We start from the raw sequence: 22,269 nt of genomic DNA on the forward strand, positions 1-22,269 counted from the left end.
TATTTTAAAATGACTATTTTGTTTAGGTAGCATAAATTCTTTATGGTTTCAGTTTATTGCTTACTGGTATAATAGGATTATCTTTAACATATAAATATTCTGATTTGTAATTCTATATTTTTATTAGATAATTGTCAAATGATTCTGGCCTGAATCTTAAAGTTGTAACCTGTCATTAACTCTTTCTTCCATTTCTGGTAGAATTTCTTTAATATTTTTTATCCATCGGAAATCCTCCCGTAAACTCACGGTAAATGGGGTTTAGAAAGCGAAATATATCATTTTTGTTACGTTACACCTTAAAGAGTTTGTGATAGATTCAGCTCGTTTTTATCTATTAATGTTGAACAATTGGTTTTTTTTCTGTTATAGAGAGTAAAGAGATGAATGGATTTGTATATTTAGTAATGGCAATAGTGGCTGAAGTCGTAGCAACAGCTTCATTAAAAGCCTCCGATGGGTTCAGTAAACTGTTTCCTTCTATACTGGTCATCGTTGGGTACGGTATCGCTTTCTGGGGATTATCTCAGGTAGTCAAAGTTGTTCCATTAGGAATTGCTTATGCGATATGGTCTGGCCTTGGTATTGTGTTGGTTTCTATTGCGGCGATATTTTTATATCAGCAGAAGTTGGATTGGGCGGCTATTTTAGGTATGGTGCTCATCATTGCTGGTGTGATGGTAATAAATTTGCTTTCTAACAGCAGTGCACATTAATTAACTATGTTACTTGGTTTTCCCTGAATCGTTTTTTGGAGAAGAGATATGCTAAATTTCGGCGATAAGAAAGGATTCAAAGTAGCCTTATTAGGGGGAGTATTCTTTAATTGTGCTTTATTGTTTGGCTGTAGTAGTCAGGCAGGGAAAACATTTGTCCAATATCAGGCAATACAATATTCTCGGCCAGAAATTAGTCTTGGAGATGATGCCAAAGCGACGTGTGTTTATGCAGGTGGTACGCCTGCATTAGCAATACAATTAAACGGTGCGAAAGTACCTGTTTGTCAATTAGCGAATGGTAAACGTTGTGATGAAAGGGCGTTGTTGCAGGGTTTTTGTGCGTAAATTTAATATAGCAATCAAGCAACTAAAATACCTGTTATGAGCAGGAACATGCCGCTGGGACTTGGTGATGGATTGTCCCTTGGCATGATTCTGCGAGTATCTTTGATTCATCAGACAACCTATTTTCAGCCGTCTGAGTTGGAAATTATTTATGACTAAAGAATTGGCTGATTAGTACTAAGACAGCCATAACCAAATAAACTGCAAAAATACCGACTAACCATTGTGGCATCTCTAGTGTCAGGAATTGCCATTGTCTTACAGAACAGTCACCAAAGGCTTCAAATACAGAAGGAACCCACTGATTTAATGCCAGCCATGAAGGAAAGTTTACGAAAAAATCACAGGTATTAAACGGAGAAGGATACAACTGGATCATAGTATGTTCCCATGACAGTTGCAGACCACTCCAGGCACTATAAATCCACAGAATAATAGCCAGCCAACGTAACGGCGTTTTGGGGGCGATCGCGCCGAGTAATCCGGCACCTAACACACCAAACAGAGCCACCCGCTCATAAATACACATCACACAGGGCTGTAATTTCATCACATGTTGAAAATATAATGCTGAGCCTTCCAGTATCAGGGCCGTAAACGTCATTAACAGCCATGCCCCCCGTCCTTGAGAACAGTAGTTTAAAAATCGCATCATTTCCTTTTTTCCGTGCAAATTAAGATGAGCAATTGAATGCTTATTTTGCCGATTTACCTAGAATAAAAAAAGTCAATTAAGGTAAATCTGATTTTCAGGTAAAAAAATAAAGCCGTATTGAGCTAATTTGTGCTCCACACGGCATAAGTTTCTTACCGGTTATGGCAAAGTGATTAATCCCCACTGGACCATCATATCCGTTACCGGAATGAGTAAAAATTCCACACACAGTAAACCGACCAGTGTCATCACAATGGTATAGGGGAGTGCCATTATGACCATTCGACCATAAGACAGGCGGATTAATGGTGATAATGCTGAGGTTAACAGGAACAAGAATGCTGCTTGCCCGTTAGGTGTTGCAACGGAAGGCAGATTAGTGCCGGTATTAATAGCAACCGCCAGATATTCATATTGTTTATGTGAGATAAGACCATCTCGCATAGCAGCCATAGCTTCATTGATATAAACCGTACCAACAAATACGTTATCTGATACTGCGGAGAGCAGGCCGTTAAATAGATAAAACAGAGAAAGTTGTGAGGTTTCTGAAGATTGTAAAACGAACTGAATAAATGGTGTAAACAGTTGTTGATCAACTATCACTGCAACAATGGAAAAGAATACCGTTAGTAATGCAGTGAATGGCAACGCCTCTTCAAACGCTTTACCCAATGCATGTTCTTCTGTAATGCCACAGAATGAAGTGGTAAGAATAATGACTGAAAGGCCGATCAGGCCAACTTCTGCTAGATGAAATGCTAGCGCAATAACTAACCATATACCTATCAGTGCCTGAGCGATAAGCTGTGTTTTTTCCTGCCGGGTTCGTTTTGCACTGGTTTTTTCATCATAATCTTCCAGTACCTTTCGGACACGCTCCGGTAATTCTGCACCATAACCGAAGAGTTTAAAACGTTCGACCAGGAAACACACTAACAGCCCACAGATAAAAACGGGTAAAGTGACCGGAGCCATGCGAATAAAGAAAGTGACAAAATCCCAGTCAACGTGTTTGGCGATAATCAGATTTTGTGGTTCACCTACCATCGTCATCACACCACCGAGTGCAGTACCTAAACCTGCATGCATCATCAAGCTACGCAGAAAAGCACGAAACTGTTCGAGAGTTTGCTTCTTTTCTACAGTATTAATGTGACTATTATCATTAATTACGTCATGTTGATTAGATATAAAATTGTTATAGATAGAATAGAAGCCAAGGGAAACACTGATAACCACCGCAATAACCGTCAAGGCATCAAGAAATGCAGAGAGGAATGCGCTGGCTAGGCAGAATGCTAAGGCAAGCATTCGTTTGGATCTTATGGAAAGAAGTAGTTTAGTGAAAGCGAACAACAATAACTGCTTCATGAAGTAAATCCCTGCAACCATAAATATCAGCAACAGAATAACTTCCAGATTATTAGCAATTTCATGACTAATTTGTTGAGGCGATGTCATGCCGATGATAACGGCTTCAATTGCTAACAAGCCACCCGGTTGTAATGGATAACATTTAAGTGCCATTGCCAAAGTAAAGATAAATTCGGCAACAAGCAACCATCCGGCAACAAATGGGTTGATGAAGAAGAATACAAGTGGGTTGATGATAAGAAAGCTGATGATAGCTAGCTTATACCAATCTGGCGAGTTACCGAGAAAGTTTTTTGTCACTGCTTGTCGGATACTGGTTTTCATTGTGATTAAAATTCATCCAAGTATGTAAGGTTATATTCATTAAACAATAGTACGCTTTAATACAAAATATTTTAAGAGAGATTGGGGATAATTAAGTTGTTAGCGTGTCTTTTTTATGGTCATTTTTCTGGTTTCTAGACTAGATCGCTATATTGGAGGGGCGGATTCTGATATAATTTCATCTATTATTAGTTGAAATAATCGCGTTGGAATAACAAAAATATGGTCATTAAGGCTCAAAGTCCCGCAGGTTTTGCGGAAGAATATATTATTGAGAGTATATGGAACGGCCGTTTTCCTCCTGGCTCCATTCTGCCAGCAGAGCGTGAATTATCTGAGTTGATTGGTGTAACGAGGACTACCTTACGTGAGGTATTGCAGCGTTTGGCACGTGATGGGTGGTTAACTATTCAGCATGGCAAACCAACAAAGGTGAATAATTTTTGGGAAACATCGGGTCTTAATATTTTAGAAACGCTGGCCCGTCTTGATCACGATCGTGTTCCTGAATTGATTGATAACCTATTGGCAGTAAGAACGAATATTGCAGCAATATTTATTCGCACTGCTTTCAGGCATAACCCTGAGCAGTCATTGGAAGTGTTGGCAGAAAGGGAGAATGTGGAAGATAGTTCAGAGTCATTTAGCTCTTTGGATTATGACATTTTCCGTGGGTTGGCTTTTGCTTCAGGAAACCCAATTTATGGGCTTATTATCAATGGGTTGAAAGGGCTGTATACCCGTGTAGGTCGTTATTATTTCTCTAATCCTGAAGCACGCAAGTTAGCGATGAATTTTTATCAGCAATTGGTGACGTTATGCTGTGATAAATCCTACGATAAGGTCATGGAATGTGTGCGTAGCTATGGTAAAGAGAGTGGTGTAATTTGGCACAGCATGCAAAGTACGATGCCTAGTGATTTGGCTGAAGTTTGCCGTTGATATCTCATTTGTATTTTTGTTTAACTTCAAGCCTGATCTTGCTTCATTAATTTCAAATCAAAATTATTTTGAGTTGGCCCGAGGCAGAGTTCTCTGCCTCGGGAATTTTGTTTTTTTCTTTCCTATTAGTCTTACGCCAATTATCAATGTACCTGTTTCGGAATATTATTCCGAAATTTTGGTTTTTGTCTGAGTTTTTATTTCGATTAATTGATGGTTATTGGTATCTTGTGGTTGTTTAATTGACTCGCTATTTTAGTCAAAAAATTAAGAATAATTACTGGGTATGAAATAATTAGCATGCGATCTACACCACAATTTTTATTTTAATTTTATGATTTTAATGTGTTTTTTTATAAATCGTTTGTGCATAAATAATAAATGATGTTGTTGCATAATTGTAATTTAATTGTGACCTAAATCATAAATGTAGATTATTGACGTTACCGATGATTGTTCTATATTGGTTTTTTATAAACAGCATATTATGCTTGCCTAAATTTTTTATCATCAGGGGGCTATGATGAGAATTCTTGTTTTAGGTAGTGGTGTTATAGGTGTAACCAGTGCCTGGTATTTAGTGCAGCAAGGTCATGAAGTAACCGTTATTGATCGTCAAGGAAGTGCCGCTGAGGAGACTAGTGCCGCTAACGCTGGCCAGATTTCTCCTGGATATGCGACGCCATGGGGAGCGCCGGGTATTCCACTGAAAGCAATTAAATGGATGTTTCAACGCCATTCTCCGTTGGCTATTCGCCCTGATGGATCACTGTTTCAGTTGCGCTGGATGTGGCAGATGTTGCGCAATTGTGATGCGAATCACTATGCGATAAATAAAAGCCGGATGATACGATTGGCAGAATACAGCCGTGACTGTCTCAAACAACTGAGAGCAGATACCGGCATTCAATACGAAGGCCGTCAGGGGGGGACTCTTCAATTATTCCGTACGAATAAACAGTTTGATAATGCGGTGAATGATATCGAGGTTCTTGAACAAGAAGGTGTTCCTTATAATTTGTTAACTGCGGATAACTTGGCGACGGTAGAGCCAGCATTGGCGCATGTCGCTCACAAACTGACAGGTGGTTTACAATTGCCTAACGATGAAACGGGTGATTGTCAGCTTTTTACCAAAGAGTTGGTAAAAATGGCAGAAGCTGCTGGCGTGACGTTCCTGTTTAATAAACAAGTCAAGCAGTTGTTGGTAGAAGGGCGCCGTATCACCGGCGTACAGTGCGAAGATGGTGTCATGACGGCAGACAGTTATGTTGTTGCGATGGGGTCATATTCCACCGAGCTGTTGAAAGATCTTGTCAAAATCCCGGTATACCCATTGAAAGGTTATTCATTAACTATGCCTATCGTAGATGCAGAACGGGTTCCGGTATCTACTGCGTTGGATGAAACATATAAAATTGCTATGACCCGGTTTGATAACCGCATTCGTGTTGGTGGGATGGCGGAGGTTGTGGGTTTCAATTTAAATATTCTTAAAGCTCGTTGTGAAACACTGAAAATGGTGGTACAGGATCTCTTTCCAGGAGGAGGGGATATTACTCAAGCTAATTTTTGGACGGGCTTACGTCCAATGACACCGGATGGTACCCCAATTGTTGGGCCTACCGAATATAACAATCTCTATTTAAATACAGGGCATGGTACGCTGGGATGGACAATGGCGTGTGGTTCCAGTCAGCTACTGGCCGATCTTATTTCAGGTAAAAAAACGGCCATTGCCTCTGATGATTTGTCAGTATTTCGTTATATTAATGGTTTCAATACACAACTGGGGCCATTGAGTTACCAATTACACACTGAACTGAGAAACTAATATGCCACGTCCGATTTCGGCAACTATCCATCTTGATGCATTGGAAAATAACCTAGCTGTTATTCGTAATAAGGTCGGTAATAGCAAAATTTGGGCTGTAGTTAAAGCCAATGCTTATGGTCATGGTTTACGTTGTATATGGCCGCATCTTGATCAGGCGGATGGATTTGCCTTACTTGATTTTAGTGAGGCAATTTTATTGCGAGAACAGGGTTGGCAGGGGCCAATATTACTGCTGGAAGGTTTTTTCCAACCGGAAGATTTGCGAATAATTGATGAATATCAATTGACGACAGTAATACATAACCATTGGCAGCTTAAAGCAATAGAAATGGCTAATTTGAGTAGGCCAATCAATATTTATCTCAAACTCAATAGTGGTATGAATCGGTTGGGATTTCCTGCTGATCAATATCGAGAGGTTTTATCCTTAGCAAGGAAGAGTAGGAAAATAGGGCAAATAACGTTGATGTCGCATTTTGCTAATGCAGATAAAAAGATAGGTGTCACTGAACAACTTAACGTTATCAATTCAGTTAGTCAGGGTTTGGATATTTTTCAATGTTTGGCCAATTCAGGCGCTTCTCTGTGGTATCCGCAAACTCATAGAGATTGGGTACGTATTGGTATTGCCCTTTATGGTGCTTCACCCAGTGGAAAGTGGGAAGATATTGCAGATGTTGGGTTGAAAGCGGTAATGAGTTTACAAAGTGAGATTATTGCAATTCAGAATCTCAAACAAGGGGAAATGATTGGTTATGGCAGCAAATATACAGCATCCGGCCCTATCCGAGTCGGCACTGTTGCTTGTGGTTATGCTGATGGTTATCCTCACAGCGCAATGACTGGAACGCCGGTTATTGTAAATGGCGTCAGAACTCAAATGTTAGGTGCAATATCAATGGATATGATGACAGTGGATTTAACGCCTTGCCCACAGGCACAAATTGGCAGCCCTGTCGAATTATGGGGACAAAATTTGCCGGTGGATGATGTGGCTGGCGTTTCTGGAACTATTGGGTATGAGTTGTTATGTGCATTAGCAAATCGGGTTCCGGTATCTGTGTGTCGTTAGATATTAGACAGGTAGTTTTCCCTGCAAGATGAAATGATAAATAACGGTTTATTGCTGATGTTATTGAAGGAAATGAGTTATTGTTTTCACTAAATTAATATATCGTTGTTTCATATATACCCAATAGATTTTAATTTGCAGCGCGGCGGCAAGTGAACGCATCCCTAGGAGCATAGATAACGATGTGGCTGGGGTAAGTGAAAGTAGCCAACAAAGCAGCAATTTGAAGGATGAAGGGTATAATCTGTTATTTTTGCTAGTAAGATTAATCAGAGCTTAAGCATATGATGCGCTTTGAGCAAAAGTAGAACTTTATTACTTGGAAATAAGGGAAATGACTTTTACACTTGAAACCGGATAATTGCATAATTGTTTATAGGAAATCGTAAGTAATGACTAATAAAGCTAAAATTTTAACCTTAGTTGTAACTTTTTGTCTTTCTTCATCTGTAGCCTATGCAGGGCAATGGTCAATTGGTGCATCTGTTCTGGCTGAGGCATCACCTTATAAGGGGGTAAAGAATAAAGATAAAATACTACCTGTTCCAATGGTTAATTATGAAAGTGAAAATTTCTATTTTCATACTTTGGCCGCTGGGTATTATTTGTGGAATCAACCGAAAGATCAGCTATCTTTAGACGTGTATTATTATCCTCAAAATTTCCGCCCAAAAGATAATAAAGATGAACAGATGAAAAAATTGGATCGTCGTCATGATACCATTATGGGTGGTTTCAGTTATCGTCATATTGAAGACTGGGGGACGTTACGTAGCTCTTTTGCTGCTGATACTTTGGGTAAAAGCAAAGGTATGACGGTTGACCTTGCTTATCTGTATAATTTTGAAAATGATGATTGGTCATTACAACCGGGACTTGGGGTGGTTTGGAGTAGCAAAAAACAAAACCGCTACGAATATGGAGTTAAAGGTAGTGAGTCACATCGTAGTGGACTGGAAAAATATACGCCAGGCGATAGTTGGACGCCTTATCTGGAATTATCTGCCAATTATAAATTTAATCAGGAATGGTCTGCGTTTATGATGGGACGTGTTGAACGGTTACCTGATGAAATTAAAGATAGCCCGATGGTTAATAAGTCATATGTAGGTATCGTCTGGACTGGCGTTACATATAGCTTCTAATTAGCGCTAATTCTGGATGAAATCTGAATCCATAGAATTGGATTCAGATTTTCTGGTGTGGAGTAGCATAAGATATTTACGGGTTGTCTTTTCGGCTACGGATTATAACCGAAATGTGGGCTGGACTATCATCTTTGGTGATTAACGGTTTATTTATACGGGCTGTTTCTACACAAACCATATTTTTATAATCTTCATTACCTATATCTTTCATATTACCCGACAGTTCAGCACCTGGGTTCCAGCATACAATATCACTGTGATGGTAATGGTGAATTTCAATCGTTCGTCTCAGTGATTTATCCCTTATCAGGCTAAAATCTTCTGGCTCTGTGTAAATGCGGTCAATACGATCATTGAAAATAAGATATTCTTCTGCTGTGTATTGCTCTTTGCCAGTAATAGTATCAATGTAATGTTTACCCAGACCACTGATTGAAATCTGGTTAATATCGCTTACATTCAGATAAGTATGCAGGGCACAGGTTGCTTGATAATTACCATAAGTTTCCAGTTCTACCTCACAGGTATCACTCAGTTTGAAACGAGCAATTAATGTAAAATCATAAGGCCACAATTTATGGGTATATTCATTGTCTCTCAGGGTGAAAGTTAATATGACGCCATTTTCATGTTCATTGTGTGCGCTAAATTCCCAGGGAAGAATTCTGGCAAAACCATGAATTGGTGTTCCAGCCGAGCCAAACCAAGGCCAACAAATAGGGACCCCACCGCGGATAGCTGTGCCTGCTTTAAATGAGGTTTTCTTGCTTAGCCATAATCCCGGTTCTTGATCTTTGGGGTGCCAGGAGATGAGGTGCGCTCCTTGCAGACTGATTGCACCACGCACTTTTGGATGAGAGATGACGATTAATGGAAGTTCATCCATGTTTCGTTGACTGATAGAGGGGGATATCTGTTTTGCAACCGGTAATGCAAAAATTTTATCGTTCATCCGTATAACCTTGTAAAACTAAAACAGGGGTATTGCATTATCCAAGAATAATGCATGTTGTACACAGATTAAAAAAACAAAAGAGCTGCCTTTCCCGGCAGCTCTTTTCAGGTAAGGTGATTACTCAGTTATTTAGAGATATGAGTGATCAGATCCAGAACTTTATTGGAGTAACCTGTTTCATTGTCATACCAAGAAACCAGTTTCACAAAGTTGTCATTCAGGGCGATACCTGCTTTTGCATCAAACACAGAAGTCAGTTTTTCACCATTGAAATCGTTAGATACTACGTCATCTTCGGTGTAGCCCAGAACACCTTTCAGTTCGCCTTCAGCCGCATCTTTGATGGCATCACAAATTTGCTGGTAAGTGGCTGGTTTTTCCAAACGTACAGTCAGATCAACAACAGATACGTTAGGGGTTGGAACACGGAAAGCCATACCAGTCAGTTTACCGTTCAATTCAGGGATCACTTTACCGACAGCTTTAGCCGCGCCAGTAGAAGATGGGATGATATTTTGAGCAGCACCACGACCACCGCGCCAATCTTTTGCAGAAGGGCCGTCAACAGTTTTCTGAGTTGCGGTGGTTGCGTGAACGGTGGTCATCAGACCTTCCACAATACCGAATGTATCATTGATAACTTTAGCCAGTGGCGCCAGGCAGTTAGTGGTACAGGAAGCATTAGAAACGATGTCCTGACCTGCATAAGATTTATGGTTAACACCCATAACGAACATTGGTGTGTCATCTTTGGACGGACCGGTCAGAACAACTTTTTTCGCACCAGCGGTAATGTGTTTACGTGCTGTTTCGTCGGTCAGGAAAATACCCGTTGCTTCGGCAACAACATCAACGCCTACTTCATTCCATTTCAGGTTAGCTGGGTCCCTTTCTGCTGTAACACGGATAGTTTTACCGTTAACAATCAGGTGGCCGTCTTTTACTTCAACAGTGCCATTGAAGCGACCATGAGTTGAATCGTATTTCAGCATGTAAGCCATATATTCGGCATCTAGCAAGTCGTTGATTGCGACGATTTCGATGTCTGAACGTTCTTGTGCAGCACGGAAAACAATACGGCCGATACGACCAAAACCGTTGATACCTACTTTGATAGTCATAGTATTCCACCAGCTATTTTTTAGTGAATTAAAAGTTGTTACTAAAGTTACCAAAACCTTGCCAGCCGTCAAGCGGAATCGTGTCAATAATCGAAAAACTTCGACTTCGAGTCCACCATTTAGACGTTTGCTCTTAGGATACTGGCAATCGATCCGCTCATCATTATCGGGGCACAGATAGATATTTAAAGTTAATCGGTTAGATATGCGAGTCACATCACAAATAATAGGATAAACATATCCAGTTAACCACTTAAAATAAATTCCACTGATGTGATGTTAATTTTTTGTTATTATTAATTAATTTTGTAAGAACATTAGTCTTATTTTTATTAAGGTGGTCGTGATGGCTAAGAATTCTGATGTTTCCCTTTATACAGAGCTTACTGATATTCAGCGTCATGTTACCCAGTATGCCGGGACGGAGTCTCCATTCTCAGGGAAATTACTCCATAATAAAAAAAGTGGCGTGTATCATTGTCTGTGTTGTGGACGGCCGTTGTTTATGTCTGATACTAAATTTGATTCTGGCTGTGGCTGGCCGAGTTTTTATCAGCCTGTCAGTAATGATGCAGTACTGTATATTGATGATAATAGTCATAATATGCATCGTATTGAGGTTCGCTGTAGTCATTGCGATGCTCATTTGGGACATGTGTTCTCTGATGGTCCGCAACCGACAGGCGAACGTTTTTGTATCAACTCGGCTGCGTTAAGTTTTACTGATGAAAATACAGGCGAAAAAACAGCAGGTTAGTTATTTTTATCATTGTCGGTACAACCATTAATTTAAGAAATTAAATCGTTTCAGCTAATTCTGGAAAGTAATGAGGAAATATCAATGGAACTGGATGATCTTTTATCTGTAATGACACCAGAAATATATCAAAACTTGGTTCAGGCAGTGGAACTGGGCAAATGGCAGGATGGTGTACCTCTGACGGTGGAGCAGAAGGAATATAGCCTGCAAATGGTTATGTTATGGCAAGCAAAGCATAACCATGATCCGGAGCATATGACAATCGGTACCGATGGTCGGTTGGTAATGAAGAGTAAGCAAGAGCTGAAAGCAGCCTTTCAGTCTGAAATGGTGGCAACATTGAAACCATAATCTTCAGAAGGTTAGGTTAGCGGAAAGGCTGAGTTTGTTGAACTCAGCCTGGCCCTTGTTGGTATCAGACAAGAGTATCTTCTAGTTGATCAATTCTTATTAGCATAGCGCCTTGTTCTTTTATCTCTTTGAACGCCACTTTACTGTCGTCTGGATTGAGGTTAACCCCTCGGCAGCCATCGGTAATGACCCAGGTTTCATAACCTAATGCCAATGCGTCCAGTGCGGTAAACTTCACACAATAGTCGGTGGCGATACCAATAATGAACAGACGTTCAATTTGCTGTGTTTGCAACCAGTCATCAAGCTGGGTTTTACTCTGATGACCATTGTCAAAAAAAGCGCTGTAGCTATCGATTTGTGGATTTTCGCCTTTATAGAAAATCTCGATAATGGCCTGTTTGTTTAGTTGTGGATGAAAATCAGCGCCATGTTGTCCTTGAACACAATGTTCCGGCCACCATATTTGTGGAATACCATTCAGTACACCAATATCACCGATCTTCTGACCGGAATTCACTGCGAAACTCATATGTTCAGCAGGATGCCAATCTTGGCTGGCAATAATACTGATATTGTGCTTTAGGCAAATATCAATAGCCTGATTTGCAACATCAATGACTTGTTCACTCTCTTTTACGGCCAAGGCTCCGCCAGTACAGAAATCGTTCTGTATATCGATAAGTAATAGTGCTGTTTTCATCTTTTTCCTGGATTATTTGTCAGCATAACTCAATTCACCACGTAAATTTTGTTGCATTAGATATCTAATCTCTTCGTGGTTGTACGATTGACTGAGTAAATAGTGTAATTTGGTTAAAGTTGCTTCAAAAGTCATATCATAACCGCTTATCACGCCAGCCTCAGCCAGAGCATGGCCTGTTGCGTATCCTTCCATGTTTACCCTACCAGAAATGCATTGAGTCAGATTGACAACGACAATTCCTCTTTCTGTAGCCTGTTTTAGCTCTTTTAGTAATTCAGGGTGCTGTGGCGCGTTTCCAACGCCATATGAGCGTAGGATTAATGCCTTAACTGGCTGCATTAAAATATTATTCACAACCTGACTGGAAAGACCGGGGTAAATGGTTACTACGCCAATTGGCTGGGGGGTAATCCGATGGGTGATAAATTCACCTTGGCTGGCAGGCGCCGGGCATGTATTGAAAGCTTTGATATTAATACCCGCTTCCATTAATGGAGAACAGTTTGGTGAAGCAAAGGCATCGAAACCATCTGCATGGGCTTTAACTGTCCGGTTTCCACGGAACAGTTTATTATTGAAAAACAGGCTGACTTCATTAACTGGATAATTAGCGGCAAGATAAAGCGCATTTAGCAAGTTTGTTTGCCCGTCGGAACGCAGTGCTTCTAATGGAATTTGTGACCCTGTAACAATAATTGGCTTACCAAGATTCTCAAACATAAAAGAGAGCGCTGATGCGGTAAACGCCATCGTATCTGTGCCATGCAAAATCACGAAACCATCATAATCATCGTAATTCTGCTGGATATCGTCAGCGATACATTGCCAGTCTTCGGGGGTCATATCAGAAGAATCAATCAGTGGCTGATGCTCACGGATAGTAAATATCGGCATTTCAGCGCGGTGGAATTCAGGCATTTTGATTAATTGGTGCTGTAAGTGCCCGGAAACGGGAATGTATCCCTGAGATGAATGTTGCATCCCAATTGTTCCGCCGGTATAGACGACATAAATAGATTTCTTCTGCATGACTGTGTACCTCGTAAAAAGATCAACTGGATTATAGGGATATTACCAAATAAAAAAAGCCTGACAGGGTATCTATCAGGCTAATGATTTAATGCATTCAAATATTGCCAGAGCTATGTCATGAATTATCATGACATATTCTTGCTAATGGCATGGTTACGGCATTTTAGCGAATATCCTCGCAATTTAAACAAAATGCATAGCGATTTTGTGGATCATTCAAATGGCGATAGAACTCTACCTGTTGTTTCGCTTGCTGGGCCACTTGAACCAGTGGAGCAGGCAGCCATGCCTGAATAGCTTCCGGCATTATGGCTTGAGCGGTTGTCGTTAATTGGCTTATCAGCAATTCGCTAAATGACATTTCGGGTTGCATCCAGTCAAGTTCTGGCTTATCCAATTTTGCCAATTCAGCGGCTTTTGCAACGGCATCATCGAAATCACCTAATTGGTCGACCAATCCATTGGCTTTCGCGTCATTACCAATCCACACATGCCCCTGAGCAATCTTATCAACTTCTTCTGGTGTCTTATTGCGAGCATCCGCAACCAAGCCAATGAAGTTCTTGTAGCCATTCTCAATATTAAGCTGCATGAGTTCTGAGAACTCTTTACTCAGCCCTTTAGTGAAGGATATATCAGCTAATGGCGTTGTAGCGATCCCATCAGTGTGGATACCAATATGATCCAAACTGTTTTCATAAGTTGTGATAACACCGAAGATACCGATAGAACCGGTCAGCGTACTTTGGTTTGCGATAATGTAATTGGCCGGTGTGGAGATCCAGTAACCGCCGGATGCAGCCAGCCCACCCATAGAAACGACAACGGGTTTATTTGCTGCACGTAGGGCAGCCAGTTCGGTACGGATAACATCAGAAGCGCTGACGCTGCCACCAGGGCTGTTTACTCGCAGAACAACTGCTTTGATATTATCGTCCAGACGAGCCTGGCGGATCTGAGCAGCGGTTGTATCACCGCCAACCATCCCCGGAGCTTGCTGTCCATCAATGATCGCACCTTGTGCTACGATAACGGCGATATTGCCCTTGGATGATGATCTATTCTGTGGTGCATAATCATAAATACTGATGGCATTGAAATGCTGATTTTTCTCATCCCAACCAAAGGCTTTGGTCATTTCGCTTTCAATAATATTACGTGGAACAACATAATCGACCAGCTTGTGTTTAAGTGCATATTGGGCGTTATCACCCCCAGCCGCACGCAGATTAGCAATCATCTCATCAGCACCTGGAAATACTTGATGAACAGAAAGCTTACGGTTAGTGGCGATAGTATTGAGGTAGTTATGCCAAAGACCGTTGACCCAACGGCTGTCAGCTTCGCGGGCGGCTGGAGACATATCATCACGCATAACGGGTTCAACAGCTGATTTATACGTCCCGACACGGAAGATATGGGTAGTAACTTTCAGTGAATCCAGCAAGGATTTGTAATAGAGATTATTGGTTGAATAGCCGTAAAGACCAACGGTCCCTTGTGGTGACAGATAAATTTTATCGGCATAGGTAGCGAGATAGTATTGTGACTGATTGTAACTGTCACTGATAGAGTAAACGGGTTTGCCGGAAGTTTTAAACTCATTAATTGCCTTACCGATATACTGCATAGATGATTGGTCAGCGCCCATGAAATCATCAAGTTTCAGTACCAGACCTGTGATTTTGTCGTCAGTTTTTGCCTGGCGAATATTATCAACAATATCAAACAGGGAGTTTTCCTGTAATTTATTGCTGGAGGCACCAAACAGTTCTCGTCCCAACTGATTCAACGGGTTACGATTGGAAACTTGATCTACAACAACGCCAGTGAGATTGACATACAAGGCTCCCTGATAACTATCTACCGTTTTGTTTGGTTGTTGATAAATCAGAAATCCGCCAACAACAGCCAGAATGAGTATGATAAAAATCAGGTTCGAAACGACTTCCCTAACAAAATTCAGTAGTTGCCAACTCCATTTAAATAATCTTGCGATCAACTTCCATAAAATACGCATATCATCTCCAAAGATAGGATCAAATGAGGCTATCCTAATGACCAGACATGTCAATGTCAGCTTCAAATAATGGCATATTGCCCGAAAAAAACGCTTTTGGGCTTTTATTCATTAACAAACAAACAGAAAATATTAGCTTATAATAAAACATCTTAATCTAGGAGAAAAATATGGACGCATTGCAACTCTTATTGAATCGACGTTCAGCATCACGTTTAACGACACCTGCGCCTCAAGGTGAAGCATTACAGAATATTCTGGCTGCAGGTATGAGGGCGCCTGATCATGGTGCATTACGCCCGTGGCGCTTTATTGTCATGCAGAATGAAGGTATTGAGCGATTCAGTCAATTACTCCATCAGGCTGCCGTTAACAGTAATTTGGGTGTTGAGGCAGAAGAAAAAGCGAAAAATGCGCCTTATCGTGCGCCATTAATCATCTCTGTTATTGCAAGAGTGACAGAGAATTCCAAAATACCGGAATGGGAACAAGTCGTTGCTGCTGGTTGTGCTGTACATGCGATGCAAATGGCTGCGGTAGCACAAGGGTTTGGTGGTATTTGGCGTTCCGGCGCATGGACTGATGATAATACAGTGCGTGCCGGTCTGAGTTGTAATGAACATGATAAAATAGTGGGTTTTCTCTACTTGGGAACACCTGCTTTGAAAGCACCAGGCAAGGTTGCCATGCCAGATATGACTAATTTTGTCAGCTACTTCTAACCGGAGTCTGCTATGTCAACAGAAGTTCGCCTTACCCAATACAGCCACGGCGCTGGGTGCGGCTGTAAAATTTCACCAAAGGTTCTGGAAACCATTCTGCACAGTGAACAGGAAAAGTTTCTTGACCCTCATTTGCTGGTTGGTAATGAAACACGAGATGACGCGGCGGTTTATGATATAGGGAATGGCACGGGTATCATCAGCACGACAGATTTTTTTATGCCGATTGTCGATGATCCGTTTGATTTCGGGCGTATTGCTGCAACAAACGCTATCAGCGATATTTATGCAATGGGCGGTAAGCCCATTATGGCGATAGCTATTTTGGGATGGCCGATTGAGAAACTGGCACCAGAGATTGCTCGTAAGGTGATTGAAGGTGGCCGGGCTGTCTGTAAAGAGGCGGGGATTGTACTGGCGGGAGGGCATTCTATTGATGCACCTGAGCCTATTTTCGGTTTGGCTGTAACCGGTATCGTTAACATTGCCCGGGTGAAACAAAACAGTGCAGCGAAAGCAGGTAGTCAGCTATTTCTGACAAAGCCGCTTGGCATTGGCGTATTAACCACGGCTGAGAAAAAAAGCTTGTTGTTGCCTGAGCATCAGGGGATAGCGACAGAAACAATGTGCCGATTGAATAAAATGGGGATTGATTTTGCCGAAGTTGCTGGTGTTACGGCAATGACTGATGTGACTGGGTTTGGTCTTTTAGGGCATTTGAGTGAAGTTTGTGAAGGTTCAGGTGTTCAGGCAACGCTCTATTTTTCAAAAATTCCCAAATTGCCGGAAGTAGAATCATATATTGAAAAAGGTTGTGTTCCGGGGGGAACCGGGCGTAACTTTGACAGTTATGGTCATCTTATTGGCGAAATGACAGAACTTCAGCGCAAACTGTTATGTGATCCGCAGACATCCGGTGGCTTGCTGTTGGCCGTTCTGCCAGAGGCTGTGGATGAAGTGAAAGCTATTGCACGATGTCATGGCATTGAACTGACAGCAATTGGTGAATTGTCTGAGCAACGGTTAGGCAGAGTGCTAATTGAGGTGAATGAATAATATCCATGCGGCTTTTTATTGCAGAAAAACCAAGCTTAGCCAGAGCGATTGCGGATGTTCTACCTAAACCGCATCGCCGTGGTGATGGCTTTATTGCTTGTGGAGATAACCAGCTTGTTACCTGGTGTATTGGACATTTGCTGGAACAGGCGGAACCTGATGCCTATGACAGTCGTTTTGCTCGCTGGTCATTGGTCGACCTTCCTATCGTTCCTGAAAAATGGCAGTTAAAACCTCGTCCCTCTGTTGCGAAACAACTTAATATCATTCAGGAATTGCTAAAAAAAGCAGATGAAGTGATACATGCGGGGGACCCGGATCGCGAAGGGCAACTGCTGGTAGATGAAGTGTTGGATTTTTTGAATTTGGATAGTGAAAAACGAAAAAATGTTCGCCGTTGTCTGGTAAATGATCTAAATCCACAAGCAGTTGCTAAAGCGGTTGACCGTTTGAGAGATAACCGGGATTTTATTCCGCTATGCGTTTCAGCTCTCGCCAGAGCCAGGGCTGATTGGTTGTATGGTATCAACATGACCCGGGCTTACACTTTGCTTGGACGCAATGCGGGGTATCAGGGTGTATTATCTGTTGGACGGGTTCAGACACCTATTTTGGGATTAGTCGTTCGTCGGGATGAAGAAATTGAGCATTTCGTACCAAAAGACTTCTTTGAAGTAAAAGCTCATATTGTTACGCCGAAAGATGAACGTTTTATCGCAATTTGGCAGCCGAGTGAATCTTGTATCGATTTTCAGGATGAAGAAGGTCGATTGATACACCGGCCTCTGGCTGAACATGTTGTTGCCAGAATAACCGGTCAGCCAGCCTATGTAATATCGTATCAAGATAAACGGGAATCTGAAGTTGCTCCCTTGCCGTTTTCGTTATCCTCATTGCAGATTGAAGCCGCTAAACGTTTTGGCTTGAATGCGCAACAAGTGCTGGATATTTGTCAGCGGTTATATGAAACGCATAAATTGATTACTTATCCCCGTTCTGATTGCCGTTATTTACCTGAAGAGCATTTTGCCGGGCGTCATGCAGTGCTTAATGCGATATCTGTTCATACAACAAATCTATTACCCCAAGATTTATTGGAAGTAGATAGAAAGAATCGCTGTTGGGATGATAAGAAGGTTGATGCTCATCATGCAATTATTCCAACCGCCCGAAATAGCCATACCAATTTGACAGACAACGAAACTAATATTTATGGTTTGATTGCCAGACAATATTTGATGCAATTTTTCCCTGATGCGATATTTCGAAAATGTGTTATTGAATTGGAAATTGCTGGTGGAAAATTTATTGCGAAAGCTCGTTTTCTTGCTGAGGCAGGTTGGAGAACGTTGCTTGGTAATAAAGAGCGTGATGAAGAAAATGATGGAACGCCATTACCCGTGGTTGCGAAAGGTGATGAGTTATTGTGTGAAAGAGGAGAGGTGATAGACCGTCAGACTCAACCACCAAAGCCATTTTCTGATGCGACCCTCCTTTCTGCTATGACGGGAATCGCCCGTTTTGTACAGGATAAGGAATTAAAAAAAGTTCTGCGGGCCACAGATGGATTAGGGACTGAAGCAACGCGGGCTGGCATTATCGAATTGTTGTTTAAACGAGAATTTCTTTATAAAAAAGGACGTCATATTCATGCAACGCCAGCGGGCAGGGCGTTGATTCATGTATTGCCGGATATAGCAGCTTTACCGGATATGACAGCACACTGGGAATCACGGTTAACGCAAATCAGTGAAAAACAGTTCCGCTATCAGGATTTCATGGGGCCGCTTGAGGAGACATTGCAGCAGTTAATCTGGCAGGCTAAGCAGAACCGCAACTTGCAAGCTTTCCGTGATTTACCTCCCGTCCCGGTTAAAGGTAAAAACGGGAAAAAAGTAAAATCTGGGAAGAAAACTAAAGCAACTGCGCCTTAAGGCGCAATTGTTGCATTATTCTGCAAAAAGTCATTGATATTCAGGGTTAATTAGAATATCAAATTTCAAATTCTGCCCAAACAGGTGCATGATCTGAAGGTTTTTCCATTTCACGGATTTTGTAATCAATACCTGTAGCGATACAGCGCTCCGCTAATGGTTTACTTGCGAGCAGCAAATCAATACGCAACCCGCGATTATCATCAAACCCTTTTGAACGATAATCAAACCAGGAAAATTGGTCGTTACATTCTGGATTCAGGTTCCTGAATGTATCAACCAATCCCCAATTTTTCAGACGATCCATCCAATCTCGTTCCTCTGGCAGAAAAGAACATTTACCTGTTTTTAACCACCGTTTTTGATTGTTATCACCAATCCCGATATCCAGATCTGTTGGGCTGATATTCATATCACCCATGACAAGCACTTGTGATTGGGGAGATAAATTTTGCTCCAAATAGCTTTGCAGATCCTGATAAAACTTCTCTTTTGCGGGAAATTTCACTGGATGGTCACGGCTTTCCCCTTGTGGAAAATAGCCATTAATGACTGTTAATAGCCCGTGAGGGGTTTTTATGTCTGCCATGATAATACGGCGTTGGGAATCTTCATCATCTCCTGGAAACCCACGGCGTACAGCAACAGGAGCCTGACGCGTTAGCAGCGCAACGCCGTAATGGGCTTTCTGACCATAATAAAATACATGATAGCCAAGCTTGCTGACTTCTTCTAAAGGAAACAACTCATCATGAACTTTTGTTTCCTGTAAACCAATAACATCGGGTTGATGCTGCTCTACGATCGCAGCTAACTGATGGGGGCGGGCACGTAATCCATTAATATTAAAAGAGATAAATTTCATCTTTTACAGCCATCCAGTAAAAAGACACAAGAACAATAATAACAGATGGATTTTAAAAAGTAACTATTGACAATGGTCAGAGCGAAATAGTAACGGACCTTTCAATATTATAATTCATTGTGAAAAATATAATAATTTATAGTGAGAAACCACCTCCGATAGACCGTTTTTATCTCTAGTGTTACAAAAATTGATTACTGAAAAATGTAGAACCCTATCCTAATCTTTGATAGAAAATTGAGCTCGTTAGTAATGTTTATATTTTCTAATGGTTGATTGGTTGAGATTAATTTTTGAACCATGATAAACATGAATAATAGCGTTTATTGAGCCACCTATGTATTGAACATAAGCTTTTTTTATGTGGTATATGTTTGAGAAGTATTTGTTTTTTTTGTACAAAATTTATGCCTTCGCGTATCAAACTTGATTTAACTGTCATTTGGTGAAGGCTATTTCAAAGAAATTATTTTAGCCACAGGTTATATAGGAACGGTGAATTATGTTTTTTTCTCGTAAATTAGAAGCATTCATGGCAGTGGTGGAAAATGGTTCTTTAAGTAAAGCGGCAAGAGTGATGAACCGAACAACTCCTCCAGTAGCTAAATCAATCAAAGACTTCGAGGCAACATTAGGGAAGCGCCTTTTCAAAAGGGAGAAATTTGGGATGAGTCTGACTAAAGATGGTTTAGAATTATATAACGATCTTAAAGATCTTTATTTACAAGAAAAAGAAATAACTAAAAAACATATCAGTGGTAGTATATGTAACATAGTTAATATTTATTACGATTGGGGGAAAAACAAGCATCTAATTTATTTATATAAGGCAGCTGATAGAAATAGCTCCCAGGTAAATATATTCCGGTTTAGTTATGATAACATTGAAGAAATAGTGGATTATGACGGCAACACGCTGATTCTAAGCTCAGAAAAGATACTAAGCGACCGTTTCAGTCTTATTCGTAAAATAAAGGGGCCTGAATTGGGGATTTGCTGCCGAAAAGAATTATTGGATATTGCTGGTGGAGATGTAATGCAATTGCTAAAAAATAATACTTGGTTATGCGACCCTGTACTTTATAAAAGCAGTTTCATTAAAAACTTGGAAGAAGAAGTTATTCAAAGTGGTAGTAAAGTGAATATGCGCCAAATGGATAATATGGGATGCTGTCTGAATTTTATTTATTCAAGAGACTATATTTTTATTACAGACTCTCATCCTGACGAATTGGAAGGAGGAGATGCTTTGAGTTTTGTTCCTATTGTAAAACCTGGCGTAGCAAACCAATGTTATATTTATAAATCTAAGTCGCATTCAAGTGTACTCAATCGTTTTATCGATTCAGTTAATGATATGAGCTAGAGTTTATTTTACGCGGAGTAGCTTATTGTAAGCTCCGCGTTGTTATTCTATAAGATAGTTATAGAAAGTTTTCACTGTAGTTAAATAAGAAATCTATATTTATTTTGGTTTTGTTTGAATATCTAAGATAATGTTTTATGGTGGAGGGGAAAGGTGACTTGTTCCTTGCCGTTGGGCCAATTACTGCCTTGTTGTTTTATTCGGCTCAACCAAACCTTGTTCGATATGTAAAAGAACTTTGAATAAATACCATTCATTTCTTATGGTTAATGACATATTATTTCCGGGCCGGTATTTTCCCGGTATCAAATTATTCAAGGCCATTGTTTATGGCCTTTTCTTGTTTAACTGTCAGTCACAGTTCATCTTGGCATCACACATACTATATCAACTAGCATGGATTTTGGTTTATTGTTTTAGCCACGGCGCAGTGGCGCGCTAAAAAATGATGTTAGCCTCCAGATAGTTTTCGGCAAAATCAGTGAATTTCTCTTGGATAAATGATTTTCGGGTTGGTACAGATCAGGGCAGTCTCCTAGACTGCTATCGCGACCAAATCCAGTTTACCTTTGTAACGATTGAAAAATGGATAGGCGTTTTTCATCTGAGTGGGTTTATATGGCACGATATCTGGACCACCAAGACCTATCTTATTTTTCAACACGAAATAAAACAGGCAAGATATATACCTAATGGATTTCAAGATGCGGCACGACGGCAAGGGAGCGAATCCCCGGGAGCATAGATAACTATGTCATAGAGAACTATGTGACCGGGGTGAGTGAGAGCAGCTAACAAAGAGGCAACTTGAAAGACGACGGGTATATACTGATGAGCGTTATTCCATTCGTATGGTCAGAAATTAACATATTGCACCGCATAGGGTTTTTTGAATACTTGACGGGTAAATTTAACATTGCCAAGTTCGGCAGCAAAATCCGGTTTTGTCACTTCATGTCAAT

At 40.8% G+C, this 22,269-nt stretch carries 20 protein-coding genes; 12 read left to right on the forward strand and 8 right to left on the reverse strand.

Translation table 11 applies throughout. From position 1 onward, the window contains the following. Positions 1–383 precede the first annotated feature (383 nt). Together AM629_RS13270 and AM629_RS13275 are read left to right on the forward strand one after the other, a co-directional pair. A complete protein-coding gene (locus AM629_RS13270; RefSeq protein ID WP_054479692.1) occupies positions 384–716 on the forward strand; it encodes a DMT family transporter in 333 nt (110 codons plus the stop codon). A 48-nt stretch (positions 717–764) separates the two neighbouring features. Further along, a complete protein-coding gene (locus tag AM629_RS13275; protein ID WP_054479694.1) occupies positions 765–1,064 on the forward strand; it encodes a putative hemolysin in 300 nt (99 codons plus the stop codon). Between the two features lie 145 nt (positions 1,065–1,209). Here the strand turns inward: AM629_RS13275 and dsbB are convergent, their stop codons facing one another. Continuing rightward, positions 1,210–1,719 (reverse strand): disulfide bond formation protein DsbB, encoded by a 510-nt coding sequence (gene dsbB, locus AM629_RS13280; RefSeq protein ID WP_054479697.1) that lies wholly within the window; start codon positions 1,717–1,719, stop codon positions 1,210–1,212. Positions 1,720–1,878: 159 nt separating this feature from the next. Then, positions 1,879–3,420, reverse strand: coding sequence for a sodium/proton antiporter NhaB (gene nhaB, locus AM629_RS13285; RefSeq protein ID WP_054479699.1), 1,542 nt, complete (start codon positions 3,418–3,420; stop codon positions 1,879–1,881). A 222-nt stretch (positions 3,421–3,642) separates the two neighbouring features. On the opposite strand from nhaB, the gene fadR reads away from it, so the two are divergent. From fadR to AM629_RS13305, 4 genes are all read left to right on the forward strand, one after another. Beyond that, entirely contained in the window at positions 3,643–4,362 is a 720-nt protein-coding gene (fadR, locus tag AM629_RS13290) for a fatty acid metabolism transcriptional regulator FadR (protein ID WP_054479702.1), read from the forward strand. A gap of 523 nt (positions 4,363–4,885) precedes the next feature. Beyond that, a complete protein-coding gene (locus AM629_RS13295) occupies positions 4,886–6,196 on the forward strand; it encodes a D-amino acid dehydrogenase (protein WP_054479704.1) in 1,311 nt (436 codons plus the stop codon). 1 nt (position 6,197) lies between these two features. Then, a complete protein-coding gene (gene alr / locus AM629_RS13300) occupies positions 6,198–7,271 on the forward strand; it encodes an alanine racemase (RefSeq protein WP_054479705.1) in 1,074 nt (357 codons plus the stop codon). A gap of 392 nt (positions 7,272–7,663) precedes the next feature. Then, positions 7,664–8,416 (forward strand): MipA/OmpV family protein, encoded by a 753-nt coding sequence (locus AM629_RS13305; RefSeq protein WP_054479706.1) that lies wholly within the window; start codon positions 7,664–7,666, stop codon positions 8,414–8,416. A 76-nt stretch (positions 8,417–8,492) separates the two neighbouring features. Here the strand turns inward: AM629_RS13305 and AM629_RS13310 are convergent, their stop codons facing one another. Together AM629_RS13310 and gapA are read right to left on the reverse strand one after the other, a co-directional pair. After that, a complete protein-coding gene (locus AM629_RS13310; RefSeq protein ID WP_054479708.1) occupies positions 8,493–9,371 on the reverse strand; it encodes a D-hexose-6-phosphate mutarotase in 879 nt (292 codons plus the stop codon). A gap of 128 nt (positions 9,372–9,499) precedes the next feature. Continuing rightward, positions 9,500–10,495 (reverse strand): glyceraldehyde-3-phosphate dehydrogenase, encoded by a 996-nt coding sequence (gapA, locus tag AM629_RS13315; RefSeq protein ID WP_054479710.1) that lies wholly within the window; start codon positions 10,493–10,495, stop codon positions 9,500–9,502. Positions 10,496–10,841: 346 nt separating this feature from the next. Here gapA and msrB point away from each other — a divergent pair, with 346 nt between their 5' ends. Beyond that, positions 10,842–11,252, forward strand: coding sequence for a peptide-methionine (R)-S-oxide reductase MsrB (gene msrB, locus AM629_RS13320; RefSeq protein ID WP_054479713.1), 411 nt, complete (start codon positions 10,842–10,844; stop codon positions 11,250–11,252). Between the two features lie 84 nt (positions 11,253–11,336). Continuing rightward, positions 11,337–11,606 carry a YeaC family protein gene (locus AM629_RS13325; protein WP_054479715.1) on the forward strand — a complete coding sequence of 90 codons (270 nt, stop codon included), beginning with the start codon at positions 11,337–11,339 and terminating at the stop codon, positions 11,604–11,606. Positions 11,607–11,670: 64 nt separating this feature from the next. Here AM629_RS13325 and pncA read toward each other — a convergent pair whose 3' ends face one another. From pncA to sppA, 3 genes are all read right to left on the reverse strand, one after another. Further along, positions 11,671–12,309: a bifunctional nicotinamidase/pyrazinamidase gene (pncA, locus tag AM629_RS13330; RefSeq protein ID WP_054479718.1), complete on the reverse strand. Its 639-nt coding sequence runs from the start codon at positions 12,307–12,309 to the stop codon at positions 11,671–11,673. Positions 12,310–12,321: 12 nt separating this feature from the next. Then, complete coding sequence (gene ansA / locus AM629_RS13335) at positions 12,322–13,341, reverse strand: asparaginase (protein WP_054479720.1); 1,020 nt, start codon at positions 13,339–13,341, stop codon at positions 12,322–12,324. Between the two features lie 166 nt (positions 13,342–13,507). Next, complete coding sequence (sppA, locus tag AM629_RS13340; protein WP_054479722.1) at positions 13,508–15,364, reverse strand: signal peptide peptidase SppA; 1,857 nt, start codon at positions 15,362–15,364, stop codon at positions 13,508–13,510. A 170-nt stretch (positions 15,365–15,534) separates the two neighbouring features. Here sppA and AM629_RS13345 point away from each other — a divergent pair, with 170 nt between their 5' ends. Genes AM629_RS13345 through AM629_RS13355 form a run of 3 tightly spaced genes read left to right on the forward strand, consistent with a single transcriptional unit; the run spans position 15,535 to position 19,076 of the window. Continuing rightward, positions 15,535–16,086, forward strand: coding sequence for an NAD(P)H nitroreductase (locus AM629_RS13345; protein ID WP_054479725.1), 552 nt, complete (start codon positions 15,535–15,537; stop codon positions 16,084–16,086). A gap of 12 nt (positions 16,087–16,098) precedes the next feature. Then, positions 16,099–17,142 carry a selenide, water dikinase SelD gene (selD, locus tag AM629_RS13350; protein WP_054479727.1) on the forward strand — a complete coding sequence of 348 codons (1,044 nt, stop codon included), beginning with the start codon at positions 16,099–16,101 and terminating at the stop codon, positions 17,140–17,142. A gap of 5 nt (positions 17,143–17,147) precedes the next feature. Continuing rightward, on the forward strand, positions 17,148–19,076 hold the full coding sequence (locus AM629_RS13355; protein WP_054479730.1) for a DNA topoisomerase III: 1,929 nt from the start codon (positions 17,148–17,150) through the stop codon (positions 19,074–19,076). 58 nt (positions 19,077–19,134) lie between these two features. On the opposite strand, the gene xthA is transcribed toward AM629_RS13355, so the two are convergent. After that, entirely contained in the window at positions 19,135–19,941 is an 807-nt protein-coding gene (gene xthA, locus AM629_RS13360; protein ID WP_054479732.1) for an exodeoxyribonuclease III, read from the reverse strand. 502 nt (positions 19,942–20,443) lie between these two features. Between xthA and AM629_RS13365 the strand changes: the two genes are divergently transcribed. Beyond that, positions 20,444–21,307, forward strand: coding sequence for a helix-turn-helix domain-containing protein (locus AM629_RS13365; protein ID WP_054479734.1), 864 nt, complete (start codon positions 20,444–20,446; stop codon positions 21,305–21,307). Positions 21,308–22,269: the final 962 nt, after the last annotated feature.

Origin of the sequence: Photorhabdus heterorhabditis (assembly GCF_001280945.1) — a bacterium.
GTDB lineage: Bacteria > Pseudomonadota > Gammaproteobacteria > Enterobacterales > Enterobacteriaceae > Photorhabdus > Photorhabdus heterorhabditis.